Here is a 22498-nt window from a genome sequence, read left to right as displayed (position 1 = left end):
ATGTATGTACTAGATTGGGTTTAATTTAATTAAAAGCAATAAATAAAGGAGAGTGTGTATAGGGAATATGATCAAAAAGTTTAAAAATTATGATCAGATAATAAAAGAGTTGTTTATTATAGCTATTCCTACAGCTTTTGAATCGCTTCTATTTCAAATGGTAACTTTTTTTGATAATTTTATGATCTCCTATTTGGGTTCTTTTCATATTACAGGAGTTTCTTTAGCAAATAGGGTAACTTTTCTTTTTTTTATTATTGTGTTTGGGCTTGGTACAGCTTTAAGCGCTTATGTTTCTCAGGCAATTGCAAAAAAGAAGTTTCTCCAAGTAAGACAATCTTTTGCTTATATATTGTCAATTGGAACTACAATAGGAATAATTTTTTTTATATTTTCATTTTTTTTCCCAAAAAACATTATTAAGCTATTTACAAGCAATCAGGATTCTTTAAACTTTGGATCAGAGTACTTAAAAATTATTTCATGGTCTTATGTGTTAATGGCATATTCTTTTTTATCGGCTATGGGGTTTAAGAGTGCTAAAGAAGTAAAAATACCTTTATATGTTACTTCTATTGTTGTTTTAATAAATATTGTTTTTAATTATGTTTTTATTTTTTATTTTAGTATGGGAATAAAAGGTGCTGCATATGCCACCATGCTTGCTAGAATCGTTGAGTTTATTTTTTATTTTTCATATAGCTTTATAAGTAATAATTCATATTATCGGATTAATTTTAGCGATTTTTTTGCTTCAAAGATAGTTACTAGAGCCAATTTAAAATTGATTATACCCGTTTTATCCCATGAGATTTTTTGGGTTTTAAGTATCACTATTTTACATGCATTTTATGCTCGTGTTGGGAGCATTGAATATGCTTCGTTTGCAGTTGCATCAAATCTTTTTGACATTTGTTTTGTATTGCTTCATGGTATGGGACTTGCAACAGGTGTTGTTATTGGGCATTTGATGGTTTATGAGAAGAGACATGTCAGGTCGGTTGGATTTTTTTTATCTTTTTTAGGATTTTTTTTAGGTATTTTTGTAGCTATTTTGCTTATTGGGATCTCAAGCTTTGCGCCTTATATTTTTAGTAATTTAGATTCCCCCAAACTTGTTAGTGTGTTTATTTATGTTTTTGCAAGCATTGTAGTTTTTAAAGCTTTTACCGCACAAGTTCTTGTTGGAGTTTTTAGGGCAAGTGGCATACCAAATGTTTGCTTTTTTATTGAATCAGGTGTAATTGGTTTTTATACGCTTCCAGTTGCTTATTTGTTGGTGTTTTATACAAATTTAAGTTTGCCAATAGTGGTTTTTATTGTGAATGCAGAAGAAATTATTAAAAATGTGTTTATCATGATTGAATTTTTTCACGATGATTGGATACGAGAAATTAATTATGAAGAGCTTGATTGAATGTAAGGTGGCATGATATATTTGGTTTTAATAAAAATTTATGGTCTTAGTGGATCTAAAATTCATTCTTTTATTCTGCTTTTAAAAGCAATTCCTTTTGCTTTATTGTAGTTTTTTAGTATTTGTTTTTTGCAAGAATCTTGATTTTTTATTTGGAGAAGTTTATGTATTCATTAAGTGTGTTAAAAAAAGAAAAAATTTATAAAGATCTTTTAAAAATTGCAATTCCAACCGCTATTGAATTTTTTTTATTTAATTTTATTTCTCTTACAGATAATGCTATGGTTGCGTATCTTGGTGATTATCCTGTTGCAGGAGTTTCTCTTGCAAATAAATTTTTTGAACTTTTTGTTACTATTGGGTTTGCTATGGCGGGAGCTTACAATATAATAGCCACAAGGCAATATAATCAGGGCGATTTTAAGAGTTTTAGAAATACATTTTTTATTAGTATATTAACTATTATTTTATTTTCCTTCCCGTTTATATTGATTTCTAGGATAAATCCTTTTTTTTTACTTAGATTGATTTCTAATGATGTGCAGGCAGTTTATTATGGGGCGATTTATTTAAACATAGCTATTTATTCTTTTGTATTTGCAATCATAAAAGGCCTTGTTGCTAATGCTCTTAAAGTTGTTGAAATTGTTAAATTTCAAGTTTACATTTCTGTTTTTGCAGTGCTTTTAAATTTAATATTAAATTATATTTTTATTTTTGTTTTTAATATGGGGGTAGTTGGAGCTGCTATTGCTACAACAATTATTCGCACTTTAGAGCTTATTATTTACCTTATTTATACGGTTTTTAACAAGAATTCAATTTTACATCTTAAGTTTAATGATTTAAATATTAATATTAAGCTATTTGTTCAATTGATTAAATTTTTTATTCCAATCCTTTTAAATGATTTTATTTGGTTTTTTGGCTATCTTGTATTGACATCAATTTTTATAGGAATTGATACCCATAAATATGCTGCTTATAGCATATCTTTTTCTATTTATTTTATTATCTTTAATATAATTAATTCTTTTTGTATTTCTTTAAATATTATGATGGGTTATGAAATGCATAATAGTAAAAAAGAAATCATGAAAGTTGCAGTATATTTGGGTAAAATTGGCTTCAAACTTGCTTTTTTAACGTCTTTTGCATTATTTTTGTTTTCATTTTTTGCTCCCTACATTTTTTATGCATTAAAATATTCACACCTTACAGGAATTATTTTAAGGTATTCTTCTATTTCTGCTTTTTTTATGGCCCTTGCTTTTCAATATCTTTTTGGATTTTTTCGTGCAGGAGCATCTCCAAGTTTTGGCGCTATTATGGAAGGTTCTGTAACTTTTGTTTATACGATTCCTATTGCTTTTGTTTTGGCAAATTATACAAATTTACCCTTTGAGATTATTGTTTTTATTCCAGCTCTTGAGGATGCAATCAAGCTTGCTATTTCACTTCCTTATTTTTATAGTGAAAGGTGGATTAAATCTGTTAAAACAGGTTGGTAGGTTTGATATAATCTTATTGTGCGTTTAGACGAAATTAAAAATTTAAAATTTTTAGTCATGGGGTTAGGTCTTAATGGGGGAGGATTAACTCTTTCTAGATTTTTATTAAAGCATGGGGCAAAGTTAGTAATTACTGACCTTAAAAGTGAAGCAGAATTAGCTTCAAGTATTGATTCTTTAAGAGATTTTGATGGTCAAATTAAGTATGTTTTAGGTAAGCATGATATAAATGATTTTAAAAAAGCTGATATTGTTGTGAAAAATCCTAGTGTTAAGCCCAATAATAAATATTTAAGGTTTGCAAAACGAGTTGAAACAGATATTAGCTTGTTTTTGATGTTTAACAAGAATCCTATAATCGCAGTAACGGGTACTAAGGGTAAATCGACTCTTGTATCCCTTTTGTATCGGGTTTTGGAAAAAAAATATTCAAGTATAAAGCTTGGGGGGAATATTGGTGTATCCCCTTTAAGTTTTTTTGATCAACTTGATGGAAGATCCCCTTTGATTTTAGAACTTTCTTCTTGGCAGTTGCAATCTTTAGAGAATTTTAATCCTATTCTTAGCATTATTACAAATGTTTACAATGATCACCAAAACTATTATTCAAATTTTGATGACTATATTATTGATAAGTCAAAAATTTTTGTAAATCAAACTTCAGGAATTGTGATTATTCAAGATAAGGCTTATTATGAGCATTTTTCAAAATTTAAATCAAAAGCCAAAGTTATTTTATTTTCCGAAGTTAATCCCCGTGATTTTGATCAAGATGTTTTTTATTGGAATAAAGGCGAAGTTTATTTTAATGACAACTTGATTGGTAATTTTGCTGAATCCCGAGTTGTTTTTATGATTCCTAAGTTGATTGCTTTTTTTGTTTCGTATTATTTAAATATTGACCTTAATTATACGTTTCAGATTGTAAATAATTTTAAAGGCATTGAGCATAGACTAGAGTTTGTAAAATTAGTTCGAAATGTAATTTTTTATAATGATACAGCTTCAACTATTCCTGATTCCACTGTTTTATCTGTTAAAAGTTTGAAAACAAATGATAATTGTATCAACTTGATTGTTGGCGGAACTGACAAAGAGCTTGATTTTTCAAGTTTTCACCAGATATTAAATCTGGTGAAAACTTGGGTTTTAATAAAAGGTAGTGCAACTATAAAAATTATTAAAATTTTAGAAAAAAGTAGCATACAATACTTTGTATTTGATTCTTTAGGCTATGCAGTAAATTATGCACTCGAGATTTCAGATGCAGGCGACATTGTTTTATTTTCTCCTGCTAGTGCTTCTTTTGAGCTTTTTAATAATGAATTTGACAGAGGTTTACAATTCAAAAATTTAGTCAATATGATCGGTTAAATTTTTTTCCTTAATTTTTTGTAATAAAAGTATCTAAGTTTTTCAAGATTTGCAAAAATCTTATAAATAAAATTTTTATAAATAAAATCATAACAGCCAATTCTGTGAATAATATTTCCCCCAAATCCTGTTTTAAAAGCAAAAAGACCAGATAAGGGATGTTGTTTATTTGCAATTGGGGGAATTCCTAATAAATCATACTCTTTTATTCCCAATTGTTTTAAAATTTGTATTGCTTTAAATTGCACTGCGTAATTGGGCATTAAATTTCTATATTCTTTACTGGAAGCTCCGTAAAGATAGACTGCTTTTTCTTTGTAAATTCCTACTATTATGCCAGAAACAATTATGTTGTTGTAAAATGCAATTATCAATTTTATTTGAGCATTTTTGTCTTGTTTGTATATTTCAATGAGATTTTGTATATATTCTTTTGAGTGGATAGCAAATTTATCTCTTTTGCTAGTCTCTTTGTAGAGCTTGTAAAATGCATTTAAATGCATGAATTTATCGTCTATTATTATATCCAGATTTTTTTTTGTGCTAAGCTTTATATTATATCTTGTTTTTTTTTTCATGTTAAGCAAAATATTCTCAATCGAATTATTTAAGTTTAATATTGTTGTGTTTGAAGGCTGTATGTCATCAAATGATTTTTTTAAATATTTGATTTTAATTTTTAGTGGAGAGTATTTGTCATTCAATGTTCTTTGATAGTAATACATTAAATCAAATCTTAAAAAAATTGTATTTTTATGTAAGTAGGGTTTTATTTTTATGCTAAATTCTTTAATATTTTTGCTGATTTTATCAATATTAATGCTTTCAAGGGTTTTGTTTGAGAATTCTGGATGCGGGATGTATGCTAAGTAAAAAATTTTAAACAGCCTTCTTTGCATGACAACAATATTACCAAGAATATCACTTTTAAATGCTACGGCTTGCCAATTGCTGTTTTTTGTTGTTTTTATTAATGCCCACAGCTCGCTTTGAAGATAATTTTCTTCTATTTCTTTTGTTTCTATTTTTTTAATAGTCATTAATAGCTCTTAGCAAATTATTCCGTTTGGAATGTCTTTAGACAATATTTTGTTCTTAGAACGCTCTAATATTAAGTTTATTCCGTTTATTTTAAGTTCCCCGTTTTCTGTGACTATATTGGCTTTTGCAAATTTATTTATGTCAATCTTAGGTGGGCTGGCAAGATTTTTATTTTGATCTTTTTCAAGTATTATCCTTTCTCCAGCAATGGGATTTTTAATTGAATCTTCTACAATTAGAACTTTAAAATTTTTATTTTTATCCTCAGCAGCTATTAACATCCCTTCAGATTTTATTCCCCTGAACTTTGCAGGTTTTAAATTATCTACTATTATTATATGTTTTCCCAAAAGCTCTTCTTCTGTATAATGCCCCTCAAGACTGCTTACTATTTGTTTGTCATTACTAGTTCCGTCATCTAGTTTTAATATGAACAAATTTTTAGCCTCGGGATTTCTTTCTATTTGATTTATTTTTACAACTTTTAAGAGTACTTTTTCTCTAAATAAGTTTTCCGGTTGTTGTTGTTCTTCTTCTTCTTTCATATTTTTTTCTCCTGAATATTTTAGCTTTAAATTATTGATTTTTTTTTGCTCCAATTTATTGAATAATATTTCTGTAAATTCAATTTTTTTAATTCCCAATTTGGTTCCAAGAATTTTGGTAGAAAATTGATAACTGTTGCCAAAAAATTGTTGTATCTTTTTGCTTGTTTCAGGAATAAATGGCATCATTAAAATAGATAAGTCTCTTATTAGGTATATTAAGTTTGAAATTAGTTCTTTTGTTTCTTGGGGAGAGCTGTCTTTTTTTTTCCACGGTTCGTTATCTTGAAATATTTTGTTTCCAAGAGATGAAATTTTGAGTATTTCCTTGAGTGCAGATTTTAGTTCTGTCTTTTTAAAAAGATTTAGTATTTTGGTGTATTTTGGTGTTATTTGTTTCCAAAATTTATTTTTAATTTCGATTGTTTCTATTACATCTCCAAAGAATTTTTTTTGGAACGTTAATACTCTGTTAACAAGATTTGAAAAATTGTCAATAAGTTCTGTATTTACTCTTTCCATAAGATCTTGCCACATAAATTGAAAATCAGATTTCTCAGGCCTGTTATAATAGATATAAAATCTCCAGACATCAGAAGGGATTCCTGTGGTAATGGCATCACTTCCAAAAATTCCTGTTCCTTCTGATTTTGAAAATTTAAGATTTTCATAATTTAAGTACTCGCTTGATGAGAGCTGATTTAACATTGTCCAATTTTCTTTACTCCCAATTTCTATGCAAGGGAATATGATTGTATGAAACAATATATTATCTTTTCCAATAAATTGTACAAGATTCACTTGATCATTGTTTTTCCACCAATTTTTCCAATTTTTAATAATGTTTTTAGTAATTGAAATATATCCTATTGGTGCATCAAACCAAACATAAAATACTTTATTTTCATAACCTTTTTTAGGTACAGGAATTCCCCATTTTAGGTCTCTTGTAATTGCCCTTTCTTTAAGACCATCTCTTAAAAAAGCGCTTGTCATTTTAAGGGCGTTGGTATTCCAATTTTTATTATTGGTTGAATTTTTTATCCATTTTTCAAGTTTTGTTTTGATTTTGGGAAGATCTATATAAAGATGATTGGTTTTTTTCAAAATTGGTTTGGTTTTGCAAATTATGCATTTTGGATTTATTAGGTCTGTTGGATTTAAAAGCTTAGAACAGTTTTCGCACTGATCTCCTTTAGCCATGCTTTGGCATTCTGGGCATTCTCCTATTACATATCTATCAGCTAAGAACATTGAATCTTTGCTGCAAAAAAACTGCTCAGTTTCTCGCTCTTTTATATAACCATATTTTTCTAATTTTAGAAAAAAATTTTGTACAATGTCTTGATGGTGCTTGTTGGTTGTTCGACCGAAGATGTCAAATTCAATATTGAACCATTTGTAAATTGATTTATGTATCTCATAATATTTATTGCAAAGTTCTAAAGGGGTAGTTTTTTCAATCAATGCTTTTGTTTCTGTAGCTGTTCCATATTCATCTGTTCCGCAGATATAAAGAGTTTCAATCCCTGACATTTTCGAATATCTTGCAAAGGCGTCGGCTGATAATACTTGCACCAAATTTCCAAGATGAGGAATGTTATTAACATAGGGTAGAGCAGCCGTAACTAGATTCAATTTTTTCATTCAGTTTCCCCCTTTTTTTAAGCTATTAATATTGTAATATGGATAGGATAATTTTTCTCAATACCTTCTACAAAAATTTTTTAAAAGTAACCCGGTTTTAATTTTTTTCTGTAATATACTGATGAAGTGTTCTTTTATTATAAGGAGTGTAAGTTTATGAATTGTTTAATAAAATTTTTTCTTTTTTTGTTAGTTTTTTTAAACGGCTATGTTGTTTTTTCTAAAAACATTAATGTTTTAATAGTAACTGCTGAGGATTTTGAGTTTGAGCATATAAATAAGCTTATGTCTAATAAGGAAGAAATAGTGCTTAAGGAATATGGTCTTAATAAAAAGATTGTAAAGGGAAAATTATCCAATCGAAATGTTATGGCTATTGTTTGTGGAGTTGGCAAGGTTAATGCGGGTGTGTGGACTAGCTATATTTTGTCAAAATACAACATAAGCCATGTAATTAATTCTGGAATTGCTGGTGGTGTTGTTAGTGATAAGTATAAAGATATTAAAGTAGGAGATGTTGTAGTGTCTTCAGAAGTTGCATATCATGATGTTGATTTAACTAAATTTGGACGCAATCTGGGACAGCTTCCGGATTTGCCCCAAAAATTTAGCGCCAATAAAAATTTGATTGATAAAGCTTCAAGGGCTGTTAAATCAAAGGTTGAAGGTTCTAATGCATATTCAGGGTTAATAGTTTCAGGAGATCAGTTCATTGGCCCAACTTATGTGAATAAAATTATAAAAAATTTTAAAGATGTAATAGCTGTCGAGATGGAAGGTGCGGCAATAGGGCATGTTTCTCATATGTTTAGTGTACCTTTTATAGTTATTAGGTCCATATCTGACATTGTAAATAAAGAAGGAAATAAAGTTGAATATAGTAAATTTATGAAATTAGCCGCTTTTAATTCAGCTAAAGTTGTACAAGAAATTTTAAGAATTCTTTAAGAAAAGTTTAATTTTTATAATTGAAAATTATGCATGAGAAAAGATATTTTTATTAAAAAAATGTCTTTTTTTATGCATTTATAAATTTGTGATTTAATATTTTTATAAGGTGTTTTGTTTAAAAGATTATGTTTTCAATAAGGCAAAAATATTTGTAAAAGAGAATAAACTTAAGGCCAGTTTAGTTTTTCCTGAAAGTAGTGATTCTAGAGTTTTGAAAGCAGCTGTTATTGTTTTACAAAAAAATCTTGCAAATTCAGTTATTTTGATAGGCAAAAAAGATCTTGTTGTTAATTCTTTAAAAGAATTTTCTAATTGTAATAATATTTTTGAAAGAATAGAGGTTGTTGATCCTAACTCTTTTCCAGAGATTGAAATGTATTTGGATGAATATTGGAATTTGCTAAAGCTAAAAGGAATTACTAAGCAAAGTTTAAAGACCCAAGTTTTAGATGAAGTTACTTTTGCTATGCTTATGGTAAGATTTGGCTATGCAAAGTCTTGCGTTTGTGGAGCTATTTCAACTTCTGCTAAGGTGATATCTAATGCTTTGAGAATAATTCCCAAGTTAGATGATGCTAAGATTATATCATCTTTTATGATTATGGATACTTTGAATAATGCTCATAATGTTGATTGTTGTTTTGGACATAATGGAATCTTGTTTTTTGCAGATTGTTCTGTAGTAGTCAATCCTAATTCTTTAGAGCTTGCAGAAATTGCATTGCAAAGTGCGAAATCTTTTAAAGATATTTTAAATGCAAAGCCCAAGGTTGCTCTTTTAAGTTTTTCAACAAAAGGATCTTCTAATGCTAGGGAAACCGAAAAGATAAAGAATGCTTTAAATATTGTGAAGAATAAAGAGAGTGATCTACTTATTGATGGAGAGTTACAACTTGATTCAGCCATAATTAAAAATGTTGCAGAGAAAAAATGCAGTGAATCTTTGGTGGCAGGTTCTGCGAATGTTTTAATATTCCCTAATTTAGATGCTGGAAATATTGGTTATAAATTAGTAGAAAGATTTGCTTTTGCTAAGGCTTACGGCCCCTTTTTGCAAGGTTTTTCCAAACCTATTAGTGATCTTTCGAGGGGTTGTTCTGTTAATGAGATTGTATTTGCAAGTGCTTTAATGATGAGCATTTAAAGTGTTAGAAATTTGTATAAATTCTTCAACAGAAATGTTTTCAGGTCTTTTGTCTAAATATTCTTTTAAAAAATTTTCCCTTAGAATAGCTTTATTTGTTATGAAATTAATAATTGTGTTTTTTAATTTCTTTCTTCTACTTGAGAATACAGTTCTGACCAGTTTGTTGAACTCTTTGAAGTCTTTTATATTGGTTTTTTTAGGGATTAATTTTAATGTTGTAGATTTAACTTTAGGTGTGGGATAAAAATTATTTTCTCCTATATCTATTATTTTAATTGCTGTGAAGTGTGATTGTACTAAGACTGTAAATGAAGAATAGTTTTTACTATTTATTTTTGCAGTTATTCTGTCAGCTAGTTCTTTTTGTACTGTTAATACCATTTCTTTCAAAAAATTTTCTTCAATTAATTTAGATATTACTTTTGATGCAATATTGTATGGTAGGTTTGAAAATATTTTATCAATGTTTTTATTCTCGTTTATATATTTTTTTAAAAAATCTCCTTTTATTAATTTAAAGTTTTTTAATTTTCCAAATTTTTCGTTTAATATTTCTGAATATTTTAAGTCAATTTCAAATGCGGTTAAAAAATTAGTTTTTTTTAATAAAATATCAGTCATTGCTCCAAGGCCCGGACCAATTTCCCATATTTTTTCATTTTCTTTTATATTCAAGCTTTCTATGATTTTTTCTCTTATGCTTTCGTTTATTAGATAATTTTGTCCCCACAGTTTTCTTGGAGCTATTTTTCTTTCTTTTAATGTTTTTTTTATGCTAGTTATACTGTTATAGTTGATATTCATAGATAAAAAAGATATTAGCATATTATTCTTTATATTTGCAGCTATTTTTAAATTATTTTAGTTTTTTTAGTTTCGTTATTATAAATAATGTAAGTTATAAAAAAAATGCTTAATATTAAAAATATAGGTATTTGGTGGTTCTCGACTATAAAGAATTTGCTAAAAAATGCTGCTGTAATTTTTATTGTTTGGAATATGTAGGCATTTATAAGATCAAGAAGGAAAAATAAATTCAAATTTAAAAAGTAAGTGATTAAGCTTAATATTGTTATTGTTAAGAAAATCAATATTAATGGAATAATTATTAAGTTTGATAATATTGAGATCGGTGTTAAATCGAAACCGTTAACATAAATTATCGGCGAAGTGAATATTTGAATAAAAAATGTTGTAAGCATTGATGATGCTAGCCCGTTAAGTTCGTATCTATTTTTTAGATGAACTGATGCTGATATTCCTATTATTGCAAGATAGGAGAGTTGAAATCCTATTGAGTTTAGTGTTTCGGGGAATGCAATGGCATTTATTATAAAACTAATAGACATGCAGCTTATTAAATTGATCTTGCCGTAAATTAATTTATATATTATAAGAGATTCTGTCATTAGAAATGCTCTTAGTGCTGAGGGTGTAAATCCAGTTAATATTAAATAATTGAATAAAATTATACTTAATGCCAAGTATTTTAATTTTTCATTTGTTATTATTAAAAGAAAATAATAACTTATTAGACTTATTAGATAAAAATGTAGCCCAGACACTACCAAAATGTGGGAAATCCCCGCATTTTGAAATAATGTTTTTTCATATTTTGTTATTTCTGATTTGATGTTTAAAATTATTGTTTTTGAAAAGTGAGAATAACTAGGATTTAATGTGGTAAAAAAATTATTTAAAGCGTTTGTATATTTGTCTCTAAGATTGGCAAAAAAGGGTCTTTTAATCAATTGTATTTTTTGGTTTTCAATTTTAATGAAATCTCCAATTTTGTAAATATTTTCAATATTTTTGAAGTTGAATTTATGTGTATTTGCTTTATCGTCAATGACTTCAATAATAGTTTTTGAGTCTTTTTTAAAGTTTTTAATGTTTGCTATTTGATAAATATTTTTTTTTAATGTTTTAAAATTTAATCTAGCTTTAAAGCTTAATAGCAGTATTGTGCAAAAAATAAAACTAATTGCTAAATGTTTGTTATTTTTTATAATAAAAAATAACACTAACATTATGTTAAAATAGGTCAAGTCGAGTTTTAAATAGTATTGGATTGATAAATTAATTGAAATTAGGATAAATATTAAAATCATTTATAATATCCCTATTTTTTATTCATAAATAATTATATTTTGAATTTTAATTTGTTTTGATTAATCAATCAATAATCACATTCATTGACAATTAATAATTATTTAATTACAATGCGTTATGCAATTGTTAAAAAATAAATATCCATTCAAGCTTGCCTTGCTTGATCTTTTTTTGGTCTATGCTGTTGTTTATCTTGCATCTCCTTTTGAAAATGTTAATTCAGAATTTTGGAATGTTAATGAAAATCATTTTTATTTATGGATTTCAAGATTTTTTTTAATTATTTTTATAATTTATTTTTTTAAACTTACCAGTTCTTATGATGATTTTAGGGTAGAATTTTTTATTCCCAAATTTAAATTTATTTTTATTTGGGAATCTGTTTTAATTTTTATTAAAACAATATTGAATACAATGATATTCATTGTTTTAGCAGTTTTTTTGCTTGAATATTTATTGCCCGAGTCGGTGCTTGCTTATTTTTTTCAAAACAATATTGGGTTTAATTGGAAAATTAGCAGTAAAACAGCATTGTTTTTGATGACTTTTACCTCTTTTTTTACAGGAGCTTTTGAAGAGTTGTTTTACAGGGCTTTTGTTATTACCAAATTTAAACAAATGGGATTGCCTATTATATTTACCGTTTTTCTCAGCAGTATTTTTTTTGCTTATGGGCATTTGTATTACGGAATTTTAGGATTTTTAGTTGCATTTATATTGGGAACATTTTTTGCTTTTACTTATTTAAGGTATAAAAATGTATATTATGTGATTTTTATACATAGTTTTTATAATATTATTGTTAGCAGTCTATTGCTTTTTTTAAATTAATTTTAAATTGATTTGAGGGGGATTTATGAGGGATACTGTGCCTAAGCGTTTTAAAGAGGTCGTGGCTCTTTATAGTGAGCTTGATATTTTTATGTATAAGGAAGGGGAGTCTAAAAATTTTAAGAAACAAATATATGCTGATTTTTGGAATGAGGTAAAAAGAGTTGCTTCTGGGCTTTTGCATTATGGCATTAAAAGAGGAGAAAAGGTTGTAATTATTTCTGATTCGAGAAGAGAGTGGATAATAATTGACATTGCTACTTTGGGCTTAGGTTGTGTTGATGTTCCCAGGGGAAATGATTCTTCTGAGGATGAATTAATTTATATTATTAATCATTCTGAATCTACTTTTATTTTTGTTGAAAACAATAAACAACTTCAAAAGGTTTTATCCAAAAAACATGACTTTAGATTGGTGAGATATATTATTGTTATTGATGATGATAAATCTTATGAAGAAAAAATGGGAAATATTACCGTATTTTCTTATAAAAAATTATTAGAACTTGGAGCTGAATATTTAAGGACTAATCCAAAATCATTTGACATGGAGATTGAAAAGGGTTCTTCAAAAGATATTGCAACTATAATATATACTTCTGGCACAACAGGTATGCCAAAGGGAGTAATGTTGAGACATGAGTCTTTTATTTTTCAATTAGATAGGCTTTATGACTATCTTCCAGCACTTAAACCCGGCAAGATAATGATTTCTATTCTTCCCCTTTGGCATTCTTTCGAGAGGGCTTGTGAATATATAGTCGCTTTAAAGGGCATAGCAATTGCATATTCAAAGCCCATAGGTCCTGTTTTGTTAAAAGATTTTTTACTTTTAAATCCGCAAGTGATTATTTCTGTGCCTAGAATTTGGGAAGGTATAAGAATAGGTATTATTAAAAAGGTGTCAGAATCTTTTATTAAGAAACTTGTGTTTGGAGGATTTTTAAAGATAGGCATTGTTTATGCAAAACTTAAAGAAAAATTTTTAGGTTTTTCCCCTGTTTATAAAAAAACCAATTTGTTCATTTTGCTTTTTTCAAAATTATTTTTATTAGTTGGTCTTATTTTAATTTTTCCTGTTAAGTTATTGGGTGATATTTTAGTATTCAAAAAAATAAAAAGTGCTCTTGGGCAAAATTTTGAATTTGGAGTTTCTGGTGGTGGGGCGTTGGTCGATTATGTTGATTATTTTTTTAAGGCCGTAGGAATTAAAGTTCTTGAAGGTTACGGTCTTACCGAAACAGGTCCTATTTTGAGTGTTAGGCGCCTTAAGGGTCCCGTAGCAAGAACTGTAGGACCTATTTTGCCAGATGTTGAATACAAAGTAGTTGGAGTTGATGGGAAAGTTTTGCCCTATGGAGAAAAAGGTGAGCTTTGGGTAAAGTCACCACAAATAATGAGCGGTTACTTTAAGGATAAGGCTAAGACCAATGAGGTTTTAACAGAAGATGGCTGGTTTAATACTGGAGACTTAGTTAGATTGACAATTAACAATGAAATTTCAATTGTTGGTAGAAGCAAAGATACAATTGTTCTTAGAGGGGGAGAAAATATTGAGCCTGAACCCCTTGAGAGAGTTTTAGGTAAATCTTTATTTATTGAAAGCATTATGATTGTTGGTCAAGATCAAAAATTTTTGGGAGCTATTATTGTGCCTAATTTTGATAATCTTGAAAAGTGGGCAAATTCTAGTGGGGTATCTTTTTCTTCCAGAAGTGATTTATTGGTTAATGAGGATGTTAACAAACTTTATTCTAAGCATATCTCAGATACTATTAATACTAAATTAGGTTTTAAAAGTTATGAAAAAATAGTAGGTTTTGTTTTGCTCCAGGATTCTTTTTTAATTGGAGAAGAGCTTACCAATACTCTTAAGCTGAAAAGATATTATATATCTCAAAAGTATGAGGATAAAATAAAATTAATTTTTAGTAAAAGTGATCTAGATTTAAACGGATATTAGACAAGAAAATTTTGCAAAATTTTCTTGTCTACATTTTTAACATATAAGGAATATTAAGCAAGTACATGCAATTTTTTATTGTTTGTAGTATGGCTTTTAAAAATTCGATTCTTGTAGTTGTTAAATCGATATTATTTATATCTATTACTTTAACTTCTTGGTAGTATGCGCTAAAATTCTTTGCAAGTGAATATGAATAGCTGGTAAGTATTGAAGGGTTTAGATCTTTTGCTGCCCTGATTATATTTTCTTCTAATTCCGATATAATTTTAATAATTTCCCACTCTTTTTCATGTTTTAAAAGTTCAAAGTTAATTTTTCCCATTATGGGAATAGAATGCGCATTATATTTTTCAAGAATACTATTAATTCTTGCTCCAACGTATTGGATATATGGTCCAGAATTTCCAGTAAAAGATAAGCTCTCTTTTTTGTTAAATATAATATCTTTATGTATAGCTGATTTTAGTAGATAGTAGTGAATTGCTCCTAGTGAAATATTTAAAGCATTTTTTTTGGCATTCTCTTTTTTCTTAATTTTTTGTGTAATTTCAGGCATTATTGATTCCATTAGTTCTAGGATTAAATTATCTCCGTCAATTACATTGCCTTCTCTTGATTTCATTTTACCATCAGTAAGATTGACCATTCCGTGTGACAAATGGATAAGTTTTTTGTTTTCAGAAATTCCCAATTTTTCTGATACAAAAAACAAACTTTTGAAGTGCTGAATTTGTTCGCTCCCAACCACATAAATCATTTCTTCAAAATCAAATTCTTTTGTTCTAACAGCTATATTTCCTAGATCCTGGGTAAGATAAATAGATGTTCCGTTTGATCTTATGAGTACTTTTTGCTTTATTTTAGTGTCTGTTTTTTCATCCGAATCTAGGGGCAAATCAATGCATATTGCGCCATCTTCTCGTTTGTAACAAAATCCTTTTTCAAGTCCTTCTAGTACAACATTTTTACCAATTTTAAAAATTTCACTTTCAAGATAAATCTTGTCAAATGATGTGTTTGTGGTTTTGTATGTTTCTTTTATTCCTTCAATTGCCCATTTATTTAGCTTTTTCCAGAGTTCAATTGTGTTTTTATCTTTTTGTTCCCATTTTAAAAGTAAATCTTGAATTTCTTTTTCAGCATTTTCATTTTCTTGTGAGTATTTGTTATATTTAACATAAAAATCACCAATTAAATGATCTCCCTTTTTACAAGCTTTTTCGGGTGTGATTCCATTTCCAAATTTTTTGTATGCAAGCATTGACTTGCAGATATGAACTCCTCGGTCGTTTATTAAGTTTATTTTTGTAATTTTTGCACCAACAGCTTTTAATATTCTTGATAAACTTTCTCCTATTACGTCATTTCTAAGATGTCCTACATGTAGTGGTTTATTTGTATTTGGTGATGAGAATTCTAATAGTATTTTTTTATTGTCTAGATATTTACTCGTTCCATAAGCATCTTTTTGAGTATTTACTATTTGTATTGTATTTTGTATATATCCTTTTCTAGGAATTTTGATATTTAAATAAGGCCCCATGGCTTTAATTTCGTACTTATCTTTGAGAGTTTTTATTATTTCTTCAGAGATAGTTGCAATAGGAAGCTTTAAGGTCTTGCTAAGTTCAAATATTAATATGGAAATATCTCCCAAATCACTTTTGGGAGGTTTTTGAACATTTATATTGATTTTGTTTAGCTTTATATTTTTTGATGATGCTAAATTGGCAACTATAATGCTAATTTCGTCTTTAATGTTTTTTTTAATGCTTTTGTTCATCTTTTTTCTCTTTAACGCTTGTTAATATATTGATTAATAGTAAAATCAAAGACGCTACAATAAAAATGTTTGAACTATGGGCTGACATTTTTGTATTAATAAGCTCTTTTATTATGGATATTTCGTTGTTAAAAAGTTTTAAATTACCCGTGTTTAATATTTCTCTGATAAGCGAAATCGTTGAACTTAGGGTAATGAAAATTAAAATTGGAATTTTAGAATATTTAATTATCATTGATGAGTTTTTTAAGATTTTAAAAGGCTCGTTTTTATGGAATGATATTATTACTGCTATTAAAATGGGTATTGAAAATTTGTATTCTTTGTATAAAGTTGGCGTTAAATAAAACATGAATAAGTAAGTTATACTAGTAAAAATTCCTATTATTAAAAGGTATATTCCTAATATATGGCTTTTGTGTTTTTTCAGTTCTATTTGATTAATTATTAGGGCAGGAAGTATGATGCATAGTGAAATCCAAACAGATATGATGCTAGCATCCAAGAAGTTTTTTGTATAAGCAAAAATAGGAAATAACATTAAATGACTTTTAAGATATTTTTCAGTGTTATAAAATGTCTTTTTTTGCATATTATTCCCTTTTAATCTATTTTATTTGGTTTTAAATTGATTTATGCTTTCACTAATTCCAGAAATATGACTTGAGTTTGTAGTCCCTAGAACTTTAATGCGCTCAATTGCTTCTACTAGTTTATTAATCTCTTCTTTCAAACCTTTCATTGAGTTTGAGACTGTAATATTGATTTCCCCCAACAGTTTAACTGTGCTAATGATTTCTTTGTTGCCTTTAAACATATCATTTGAGCCAATTTTTACTTCATATGTTATTTCCCGCATTGTATTTAAAGCCTTTAAGATTTCTTGGCTACCTATTGATTGCTCTTGCATTGTATGGTTTATTTCTTCTATCACTTGAACAACTAGATTGATTGAATCAAATATTTGATTGAAGGCTTTATTTGTTAATTCTGAAGTGTTTACGGTTTTGGTTATTGAATCCATTATTTCGTTAATTGATGATGCAACAGATTCCGATTGCGATGTTACTTGTTCTGCCAGGTCTTTTATTTCTTCTGCAACAATAGCAAATCCTTTTCCAGCTTCACCAGCATGAGACGCTTCAATTGCAGCATTCATTGAAAGCAAATTGGTTTGACTAGCTATAGATGAAATTAGAGAATTTGCTTCTTGTAATCTTGTTGAGTTTTTGAAAATCTCTTTGATTTGAGCAATAACTTCTTCTTGTTTTTTTCTCCCATCATCAGAGAATCTTTTTAGTTCTTCTGTGCTTTTTGCAGCTTTTTGAGTTATTTCTGTTATTGATTGTATCCCCCCTATCATTTCTTCAATAGCTGATGAGGATTGTTCAACGCTTGCGGCTTGAGTTTCAATTGAGTTGTCAAGAGATGAAATATTTTTTGAGAGACTTTCAATTACGTTTGTTGTATTGGAGATGAATTCTACCTGTTTTTCTACTTCTTCTTGTGTTTTTTCTATGTATTGATTTGAATTTTTTATTGTATTGTGAGTTTTGTTTATTTCACTAAATAAATGGTCTCCGTTTTCTTTCAACAGCTTCACGCGTTCTTGTAGTGAATTGATTACGTTTTTTAGATTTTCAATAAAATGACCAAAAAGATTTATTGTTGAGCTTATTGAATCTTTACCTTTTGATTCGACTTTAAATGTTAAGTCGCCGTTTTTAACTTTTGGAATGACAACATTGAGCTTATCTATTTTTGATATTATTAAAGTTTTTATGGTTAATATCATTATTAATATAAAAATTATTACCAAAATAAATATAATGGTAAGTGAAACCAATCTCATATGTTTAAATTCTTTTGAAAATATGTTATTGTAGTCTATTTTTATTCCCAGATACCAATTGGATGTTGTGATTCTTGCTAAAGAAATTATTTCATTTGAATTACTTGTGTTGTAATTTGCTTTTCCTTGAGATAATGCGCCTAATATTTGAGTTAATGTTTTTGCGTTAAAGCTGAATATGTGCTTTATGTTTTTCAAAACTTCATCTTTTCCCCCAAATGCATCTCCATTATTGTTTATTATGTATATATTGAAATATTTTGATGAGTTTTGACTGCTTGCATTTTGTTCTAGTAACGAGTTTTCTAAGAGCAGTAAAAGATATTCTTTTAGTTCAGCAATTTTTTCTGAAATGTCAGCATATAAAATAATATATCCGATATTAGATTTTTTTGAATCTGTTATTTTATATGCTATTGGAATATAAAAATTGTTATTTATTTTTGCTAAACTGTTATGAAGAATTGAAATTTGAAATGTAGTTACAGCTTTGCCCAAAAGCAATTCTTTTAAGCTCATATATTGACCGGTTCTTTTTTTTTCACTTGATGCGATTATGTATCCATCTTTGTTTACATATTCTATTATTCTAATAAAGGATGGGAGTGTGACTAAAATTTTATCAGATACTAGGTGTTCCTCATTTTTGTTATTTAGAATTGCAGATTTATAATCATATCTATTTGATAATACGCTTAAAGTTTTTATTATTTCTTTAGATTCATCAGAAAAACTTTTAATCATTGCTTGATTGATGAATTTTGTAAAGTCTTGAAGTTCTTTTGATATAATTTTTTTATAGCCTTGATCTAATAGCAAAAAGGTTGTTGCGATAATGATTATTGTATATGCCAAAATTATAAAATTGAATTTATAAAAAAGGTTAGAGTTAAGTTGCTTTTTTCTCACTAAGTTTCCTCAAAATTTTGATTTTTCATAAAATTTTAAAATATTAAATTTTTAGTATTCCACATGTTTTATTATATAATTATATATACATGTAGCTAAATAATAAAATAATTATTTGCAAATATTTAGGGATTTAATCTTTAAGATTCAGCAAGAAAAGTCCAATTTGCTAATTGTTATTGGTAATTGCTTACATTTGATTTATGAAGGCGAGATTTTTGTTTTAAGGATTTATCATGCTAATGTTATGTTTGGAGAGCTTTTATGACCGATGAAAATTTAATTGATGTTAATCTGAAAAGTACTAAGCGATTTCTTTATATACTTTTATTTGGGTTTCTTTTTTTAAATTTTTTATTCATAGGCTATGCTTATATGAACCATAAAAATGAATATTTGGATCGCTTTAAATTTGATGCTAAGTTGTTTTTAAACAGTGTGTCTGCTGTTATAAAGGCTAAGTATTCAGAATCCTCTAGGTTTCTTGAAGAGCTTATAAAAGATAGTTATAGATTTGGGATATTGGTGAATTCTTCAAAGAGCTTTCTGCTGTCTTCAGGTTTAAAATTGGGTGATAGTTTAGATGAAAATAGTGATTTGTTTTTAAAGTCGAGAGAATTTAGCTCTATAGATAAAATTTTTAAAACTATTCCTGTAGCAGAAAATTCACTCGAAGGTATATTTTATATTCCTATAGGGAAGAATGTTTTAATATCAAATTCAAATTTTTCATCTCTGGGTTTAAAAGATATTAGATTGGATCCAATTTATTCTGTTCCTGTAGAAAAAAATACTAAATACTATTCAAGATACATGAGGATAGATGGGAAAATTTACTCTGTGGTAAGTTTTCCCGTTAGAGATTCTGTTGCAACGTTGGGTGTGATAGGGATTTTAGTATGTTTTGATGATCCATTTGATATTATTGAAAATCAACTGTATTCTTCTCTTAAGTTTAGCAGTAAGGATTATAATTTTTTCATGTTTGACAGAAATTATATGCCCATTTTTTTGAACTTTAATAATCTTAAGCCCAAGTCTTTTTCTACAGTTTATAGTGAGAATGTTTTGAGCAAAGTTATAGCCTATACTAAAAAAGATTCTTCTTCTTTTCAGCATACTTTTAATTATGGAAGTGATTCTTATTCTTTAAGCTTTGTAAAAACTGATGATTTTTTGATTCAAGGATTGGTTTTCAATGTCAATTCCATTCCTATTATGTTTAAGTCAAATTGGATTGTATTTTTTATATTCTTATTATTATCTTTCGCAGTTATGTTTTATTTGTGCAATACTTTTATTTTTTCACTAATTAATGATTTTAACAAAATTGTTGATTATCAAAAATCAAAAAGCGATCCTTTCAGCCTTGAGTCTCCTTCAAATGTTAAGTATTCTTCGGCTATTATGTCTTACATTAGCTCAAAGCTAGACAGTTTGTCGTCTAAGAGTAATGAATCTTTTGAGAAAATAAAATTTTATTCTGAAGATTTAAATGATTATTTAGAACAAATAGAAACCGCTATATTAAATACTGAGAGCATAGATTCTAGCGTTTTAGCTTACGAACAACTAAGAGATACTTTTTCTAAATTTGAAAAGTCTATTGTTGATATTTTAAAAGGTTTTGAATCTGTTGCTGATCCGATTAATGATCACAATAAGCATATGTCAGAGATCTCCTCAAATTTTGAAGAAAATGTTAGTTTTTTTTATAACATAGATAAAAATTTGGAAATTTTTAATAAAGTTTCTACTACAAATTCTGCTGATATTGAAAACATTAAAAGCAAAGTTTTTGATTTAAATATTGTTTTTGAGAATGTGAATAAAAATTTTGCAGATCTTTTATCTCAGACTAATAGCTTGCAAAGTGCAAATAAACTTTTAGTTTCAATTTCAGCTCAAACCAATATGCTTGCTATGAATGCAGCAATTGAAGCAGCAAAAGCAGGTGATGCGGGCAAAAGTTTTGCAGTTGTTGCTGAAGAGATTAGGAGGCTTGCTATTAATTCTGGAAAATATTCTAAAACCATTAAAGATGAACTTAAGACGGTTGATGGTATTATTGCAGCAATTAATTCAGAGATTGATACGATTTATAAAAATTTTATAGATATTCAAGATAATGTAGACAGCAATTTTTCTAGACATGAGAAAGTAGATCTTACTCTTGCTAGGCATTTTAAAGAAATTGGTGAGTTTAAAGAAAGATATTTGTCTCATGATACTAAGATTAGAGATGCTAAGAATATGTATAAAGAAATATTTAATAACCATTTTTTTGTTAGCAGCAAGTTTAATAATTTTAGTCAGGATTTAAAAGAATTTAAAGCTTCTAATATGAATTTAGATGCAGTAAGTTCTCTTAAAGAATATTCATCTTTGGTTAAATCTTCTAAGGATAAGATATTAAAGACAAAAGAATTAATTCAAAAGATTAATAACGAAATTAAAGATGTTCTTTTTTAGTTTTTTGATTTTTAAATCCTATGTAAAGAACTTCTTCTTCTAATAAAAGCCCAGTTTTAGAGTAAACTTCAGTTTTTACTTTTTCAATTAAACTTTTTACGTCATTGGAAGTAGCTTTGTTAGTATTGATAATAAAGTTTCCATGATAGTTGGAAACTTCAGCACCCCCAATGCTCAGCCCCTTGAGCTTGCACTCTTCAATTATTTGTCCACTAGGTTTGAGAAATGCTTTATTGTTTTTAAAAGTGCTGCCACTACTTGGGAACAAATAGTGGCCTTTGTTTATTCTTGCTTGTTTGTTTTTATTCATCTTCTCTTCTATATTTTTTTTATTTTCTTTTTTTAAATTCAATTCGATTTTTAGCATAAAAAAGTTTTTATTTTGAAAAGGTGATTTTTTATATTTAAAGTCCTTTTTTTTAAATTCTTTGCAAATAGTTTTTCCTTTGTCATTTATAAATGTAATTTTTTTTAGTATTTCAGAGATTTCATTTCCAAAGCATCTAGCATTCATCCATACAGCGCCTCCCAGTGTTCCGGGTAGTCCATAAATAAATTCTAGTCCACCCAAGCTGTTATCAAGCGCAATTTTACATAAATTTTCAAAATTTGCACCACATTCAGCTACAATTTTATTGTCGTGAACTTCTATTCTGTTTAAATGTCCAGTGTATATTATTGGGAAATCAAGTTCTTTCTCATCATTGATTAAAATATTAGACCCCCCTCCAAGAATAAATATTTTAATATTTTCTTCTATTGCTGCTTTAAAAATATTTTCGGCTTCTTGAATATTTTTAGGAATGAGAAATAGTTTTGAAATGTTTCCAATTTTATATGTTGTATAGTCAATCAAATTTTTTGTTTGAGGCTTTATATTGATTTTTTTAAAAAAATTATTTAGGCTTTTAAGCATACTTACTTAATAATAAATTAGACT

Annotated in this window: 16 protein-coding genes; 8 read left to right on the top strand and 8 right to left on the bottom strand. The window is 27.6% G+C overall.

Annotation, left to right across the window (positions count from 1 at the left end; all coding sequences use genetic code 11):
• Positions 1-67 precede the first annotated feature (67 nt).
• The 3 genes from QIA41_RS01360 to murD all read left to right on the top strand — a co-directional run bounded on the left by QIA41_RS01360 (position 68) and on the right by murD (position 4302).
• Positions 68-1417 carry an MATE family efflux transporter gene (locus QIA41_RS01360; protein ID WP_320292265.1) on the top strand — a complete coding sequence of 450 codons (1350 nt, stop codon included), beginning with the start codon at positions 68-70 and terminating at the stop codon, positions 1415-1417.
• A gap of 164 nt (positions 1418-1581) precedes the next feature.
• Positions 1582-2928, top strand: a complete 1347-nt coding sequence (locus tag QIA41_RS01355; RefSeq protein WP_320292264.1) for an MATE family efflux transporter — start codon at positions 1582-1584, stop codon at positions 2926-2928.
• Positions 2929-2946: 18 nt separating this feature from the next.
• A complete protein-coding gene (gene murD / locus QIA41_RS01350; RefSeq protein ID WP_320292263.1) occupies positions 2947-4302 on the top strand; it encodes a UDP-N-acetylmuramoyl-L-alanine--D-glutamate ligase in 1356 nt (451 codons plus the stop codon).
• Here murD and QIA41_RS01345 read toward each other — a convergent pair.
• Together QIA41_RS01345 and metG are read right to left on the bottom strand one after the other, a co-directional pair.
• Positions 4299-5342 (bottom strand): lipid II:glycine glycyltransferase FemX, encoded by a 1044-nt coding sequence (locus QIA41_RS01345; protein WP_320292262.1) that lies wholly within the window; start codon positions 5340-5342, stop codon positions 4299-4301. The two genes, murD and QIA41_RS01345, sit on opposite strands and share 4 nt — an antisense overlap.
• Positions 5343-5351: 9 nt before the next feature.
• Positions 5352-7535 (bottom strand): methionine--tRNA ligase, encoded by a 2184-nt coding sequence (gene metG / locus QIA41_RS01340; RefSeq protein WP_320292261.1) that lies wholly within the window; start codon positions 7533-7535, stop codon positions 5352-5354.
• A 156-nt stretch (positions 7536-7691) separates the two neighbouring features.
• Here metG and QIA41_RS01335 point away from each other — a divergent pair, with 156 nt between their 5' ends.
• Positions 7692-8483, top strand: coding sequence for a 5'-methylthioadenosine/adenosylhomocysteine nucleosidase (locus QIA41_RS01335; RefSeq protein ID WP_320292260.1), 792 nt, complete (start codon positions 7692-7694; stop codon positions 8481-8483).
• A gap of 109 nt (positions 8484-8592) precedes the next feature.
• On the top strand, positions 8593-9630 hold the full coding sequence (pta, locus tag QIA41_RS01330) for a phosphate acetyltransferase (RefSeq protein WP_320292259.1): 1038 nt from the start codon (positions 8593-8595) through the stop codon (positions 9628-9630).
• On the opposite strand, the gene rsmA is transcribed toward pta, so the two are convergent.
• Both rsmA and QIA41_RS01320 read right to left on the bottom strand, forming a co-directional pair.
• On the bottom strand, positions 9613-10458 hold the full coding sequence (gene rsmA / locus QIA41_RS01325) for a 16S rRNA (adenine(1518)-N(6)/adenine(1519)-N(6))-dimethyltransferase RsmA (RefSeq protein ID WP_320292258.1): 846 nt from the start codon (positions 10456-10458) through the stop codon (positions 9613-9615). The two genes, pta and rsmA, sit on opposite strands and share 18 nt — an antisense overlap.
• A 26-nt stretch (positions 10459-10484) precedes the next feature.
• Complete coding sequence (locus tag QIA41_RS01320) at positions 10485-11744, bottom strand: ComEC/Rec2 family competence protein (protein ID WP_320292257.1); 1260 nt, start codon at positions 11742-11744, stop codon at positions 10485-10487.
• Positions 11745-11862: 118 nt separating this feature from the next.
• Here QIA41_RS01320 and QIA41_RS01315 point away from each other — a divergent pair, with 118 nt between their 5' ends.
• Together QIA41_RS01315 and QIA41_RS01310 are read left to right on the top strand one after the other, a co-directional pair.
• Positions 11863-12576: a CPBP family intramembrane glutamic endopeptidase gene (locus tag QIA41_RS01315; RefSeq protein ID WP_320292256.1), complete on the top strand. Its 714-nt coding sequence runs from the start codon at positions 11863-11865 to the stop codon at positions 12574-12576.
• Positions 12577-12601: 25 nt separating this feature from the next.
• Positions 12602-14539 (top strand): AMP-binding protein, encoded by a 1938-nt coding sequence (locus QIA41_RS01310; RefSeq protein ID WP_320292255.1) that lies wholly within the window; start codon positions 12602-12604, stop codon positions 14537-14539.
• A 28-nt stretch (positions 14540-14567) separates the two neighbouring features.
• Here QIA41_RS01310 and argS read toward each other — a convergent pair whose 3' ends face one another.
• Genes argS through QIA41_RS01295 form a run of 3 tightly spaced genes read right to left on the bottom strand, consistent with a single transcriptional unit; the run spans position 14568 to position 19086 of the window.
• Positions 14568-16325 (bottom strand): arginine--tRNA ligase, encoded by a 1758-nt coding sequence (gene argS / locus QIA41_RS01305; protein ID WP_320292254.1) that lies wholly within the window; start codon positions 16323-16325, stop codon positions 14568-14570.
• Positions 16309-16917 (bottom strand): hypothetical protein, encoded by a 609-nt coding sequence (locus tag QIA41_RS01300; protein WP_320292253.1) that lies wholly within the window; start codon positions 16915-16917, stop codon positions 16309-16311. The genes argS and QIA41_RS01300 overlap by 17 nt, the downstream gene beginning before the upstream one ends.
• A 21-nt stretch (positions 16918-16938) precedes the next feature.
• Complete coding sequence (locus QIA41_RS01295; RefSeq protein ID WP_320292252.1) at positions 16939-19086, bottom strand: methyl-accepting chemotaxis protein; 2148 nt, start codon at positions 19084-19086, stop codon at positions 16939-16941.
• A gap of 264 nt (positions 19087-19350) precedes the next feature.
• Between QIA41_RS01295 and QIA41_RS01290 the strand changes: the two genes are divergently transcribed.
• Positions 19351-21558 (top strand): methyl-accepting chemotaxis protein, encoded by a 2208-nt coding sequence (locus tag QIA41_RS01290; protein WP_320292250.1) that lies wholly within the window; start codon positions 19351-19353, stop codon positions 21556-21558.
• Here QIA41_RS01290 and murB read toward each other — a convergent pair.
• A complete protein-coding gene (murB, locus tag QIA41_RS01285) occupies positions 21539-22474 on the bottom strand; it encodes a UDP-N-acetylmuramate dehydrogenase (RefSeq protein ID WP_320292249.1) in 936 nt (311 codons plus the stop codon). The genes QIA41_RS01290 and murB overlap by 20 nt on opposite strands.
• Between the last annotated feature and the right edge of the window lie 24 nt (positions 22475-22498).

It is taken from the genome of Borreliella sinica (assembly GCF_033969665.2).
Classification (GTDB): Bacteria; Spirochaetota; Spirochaetia; order Borreliales; family Borreliaceae; genus Borreliella; species Borreliella sinica.
The sequence above is the reverse complement of the archived record's forward strand: the minus strand, read 5'-3'. Positions and strand labels throughout refer to the sequence as shown.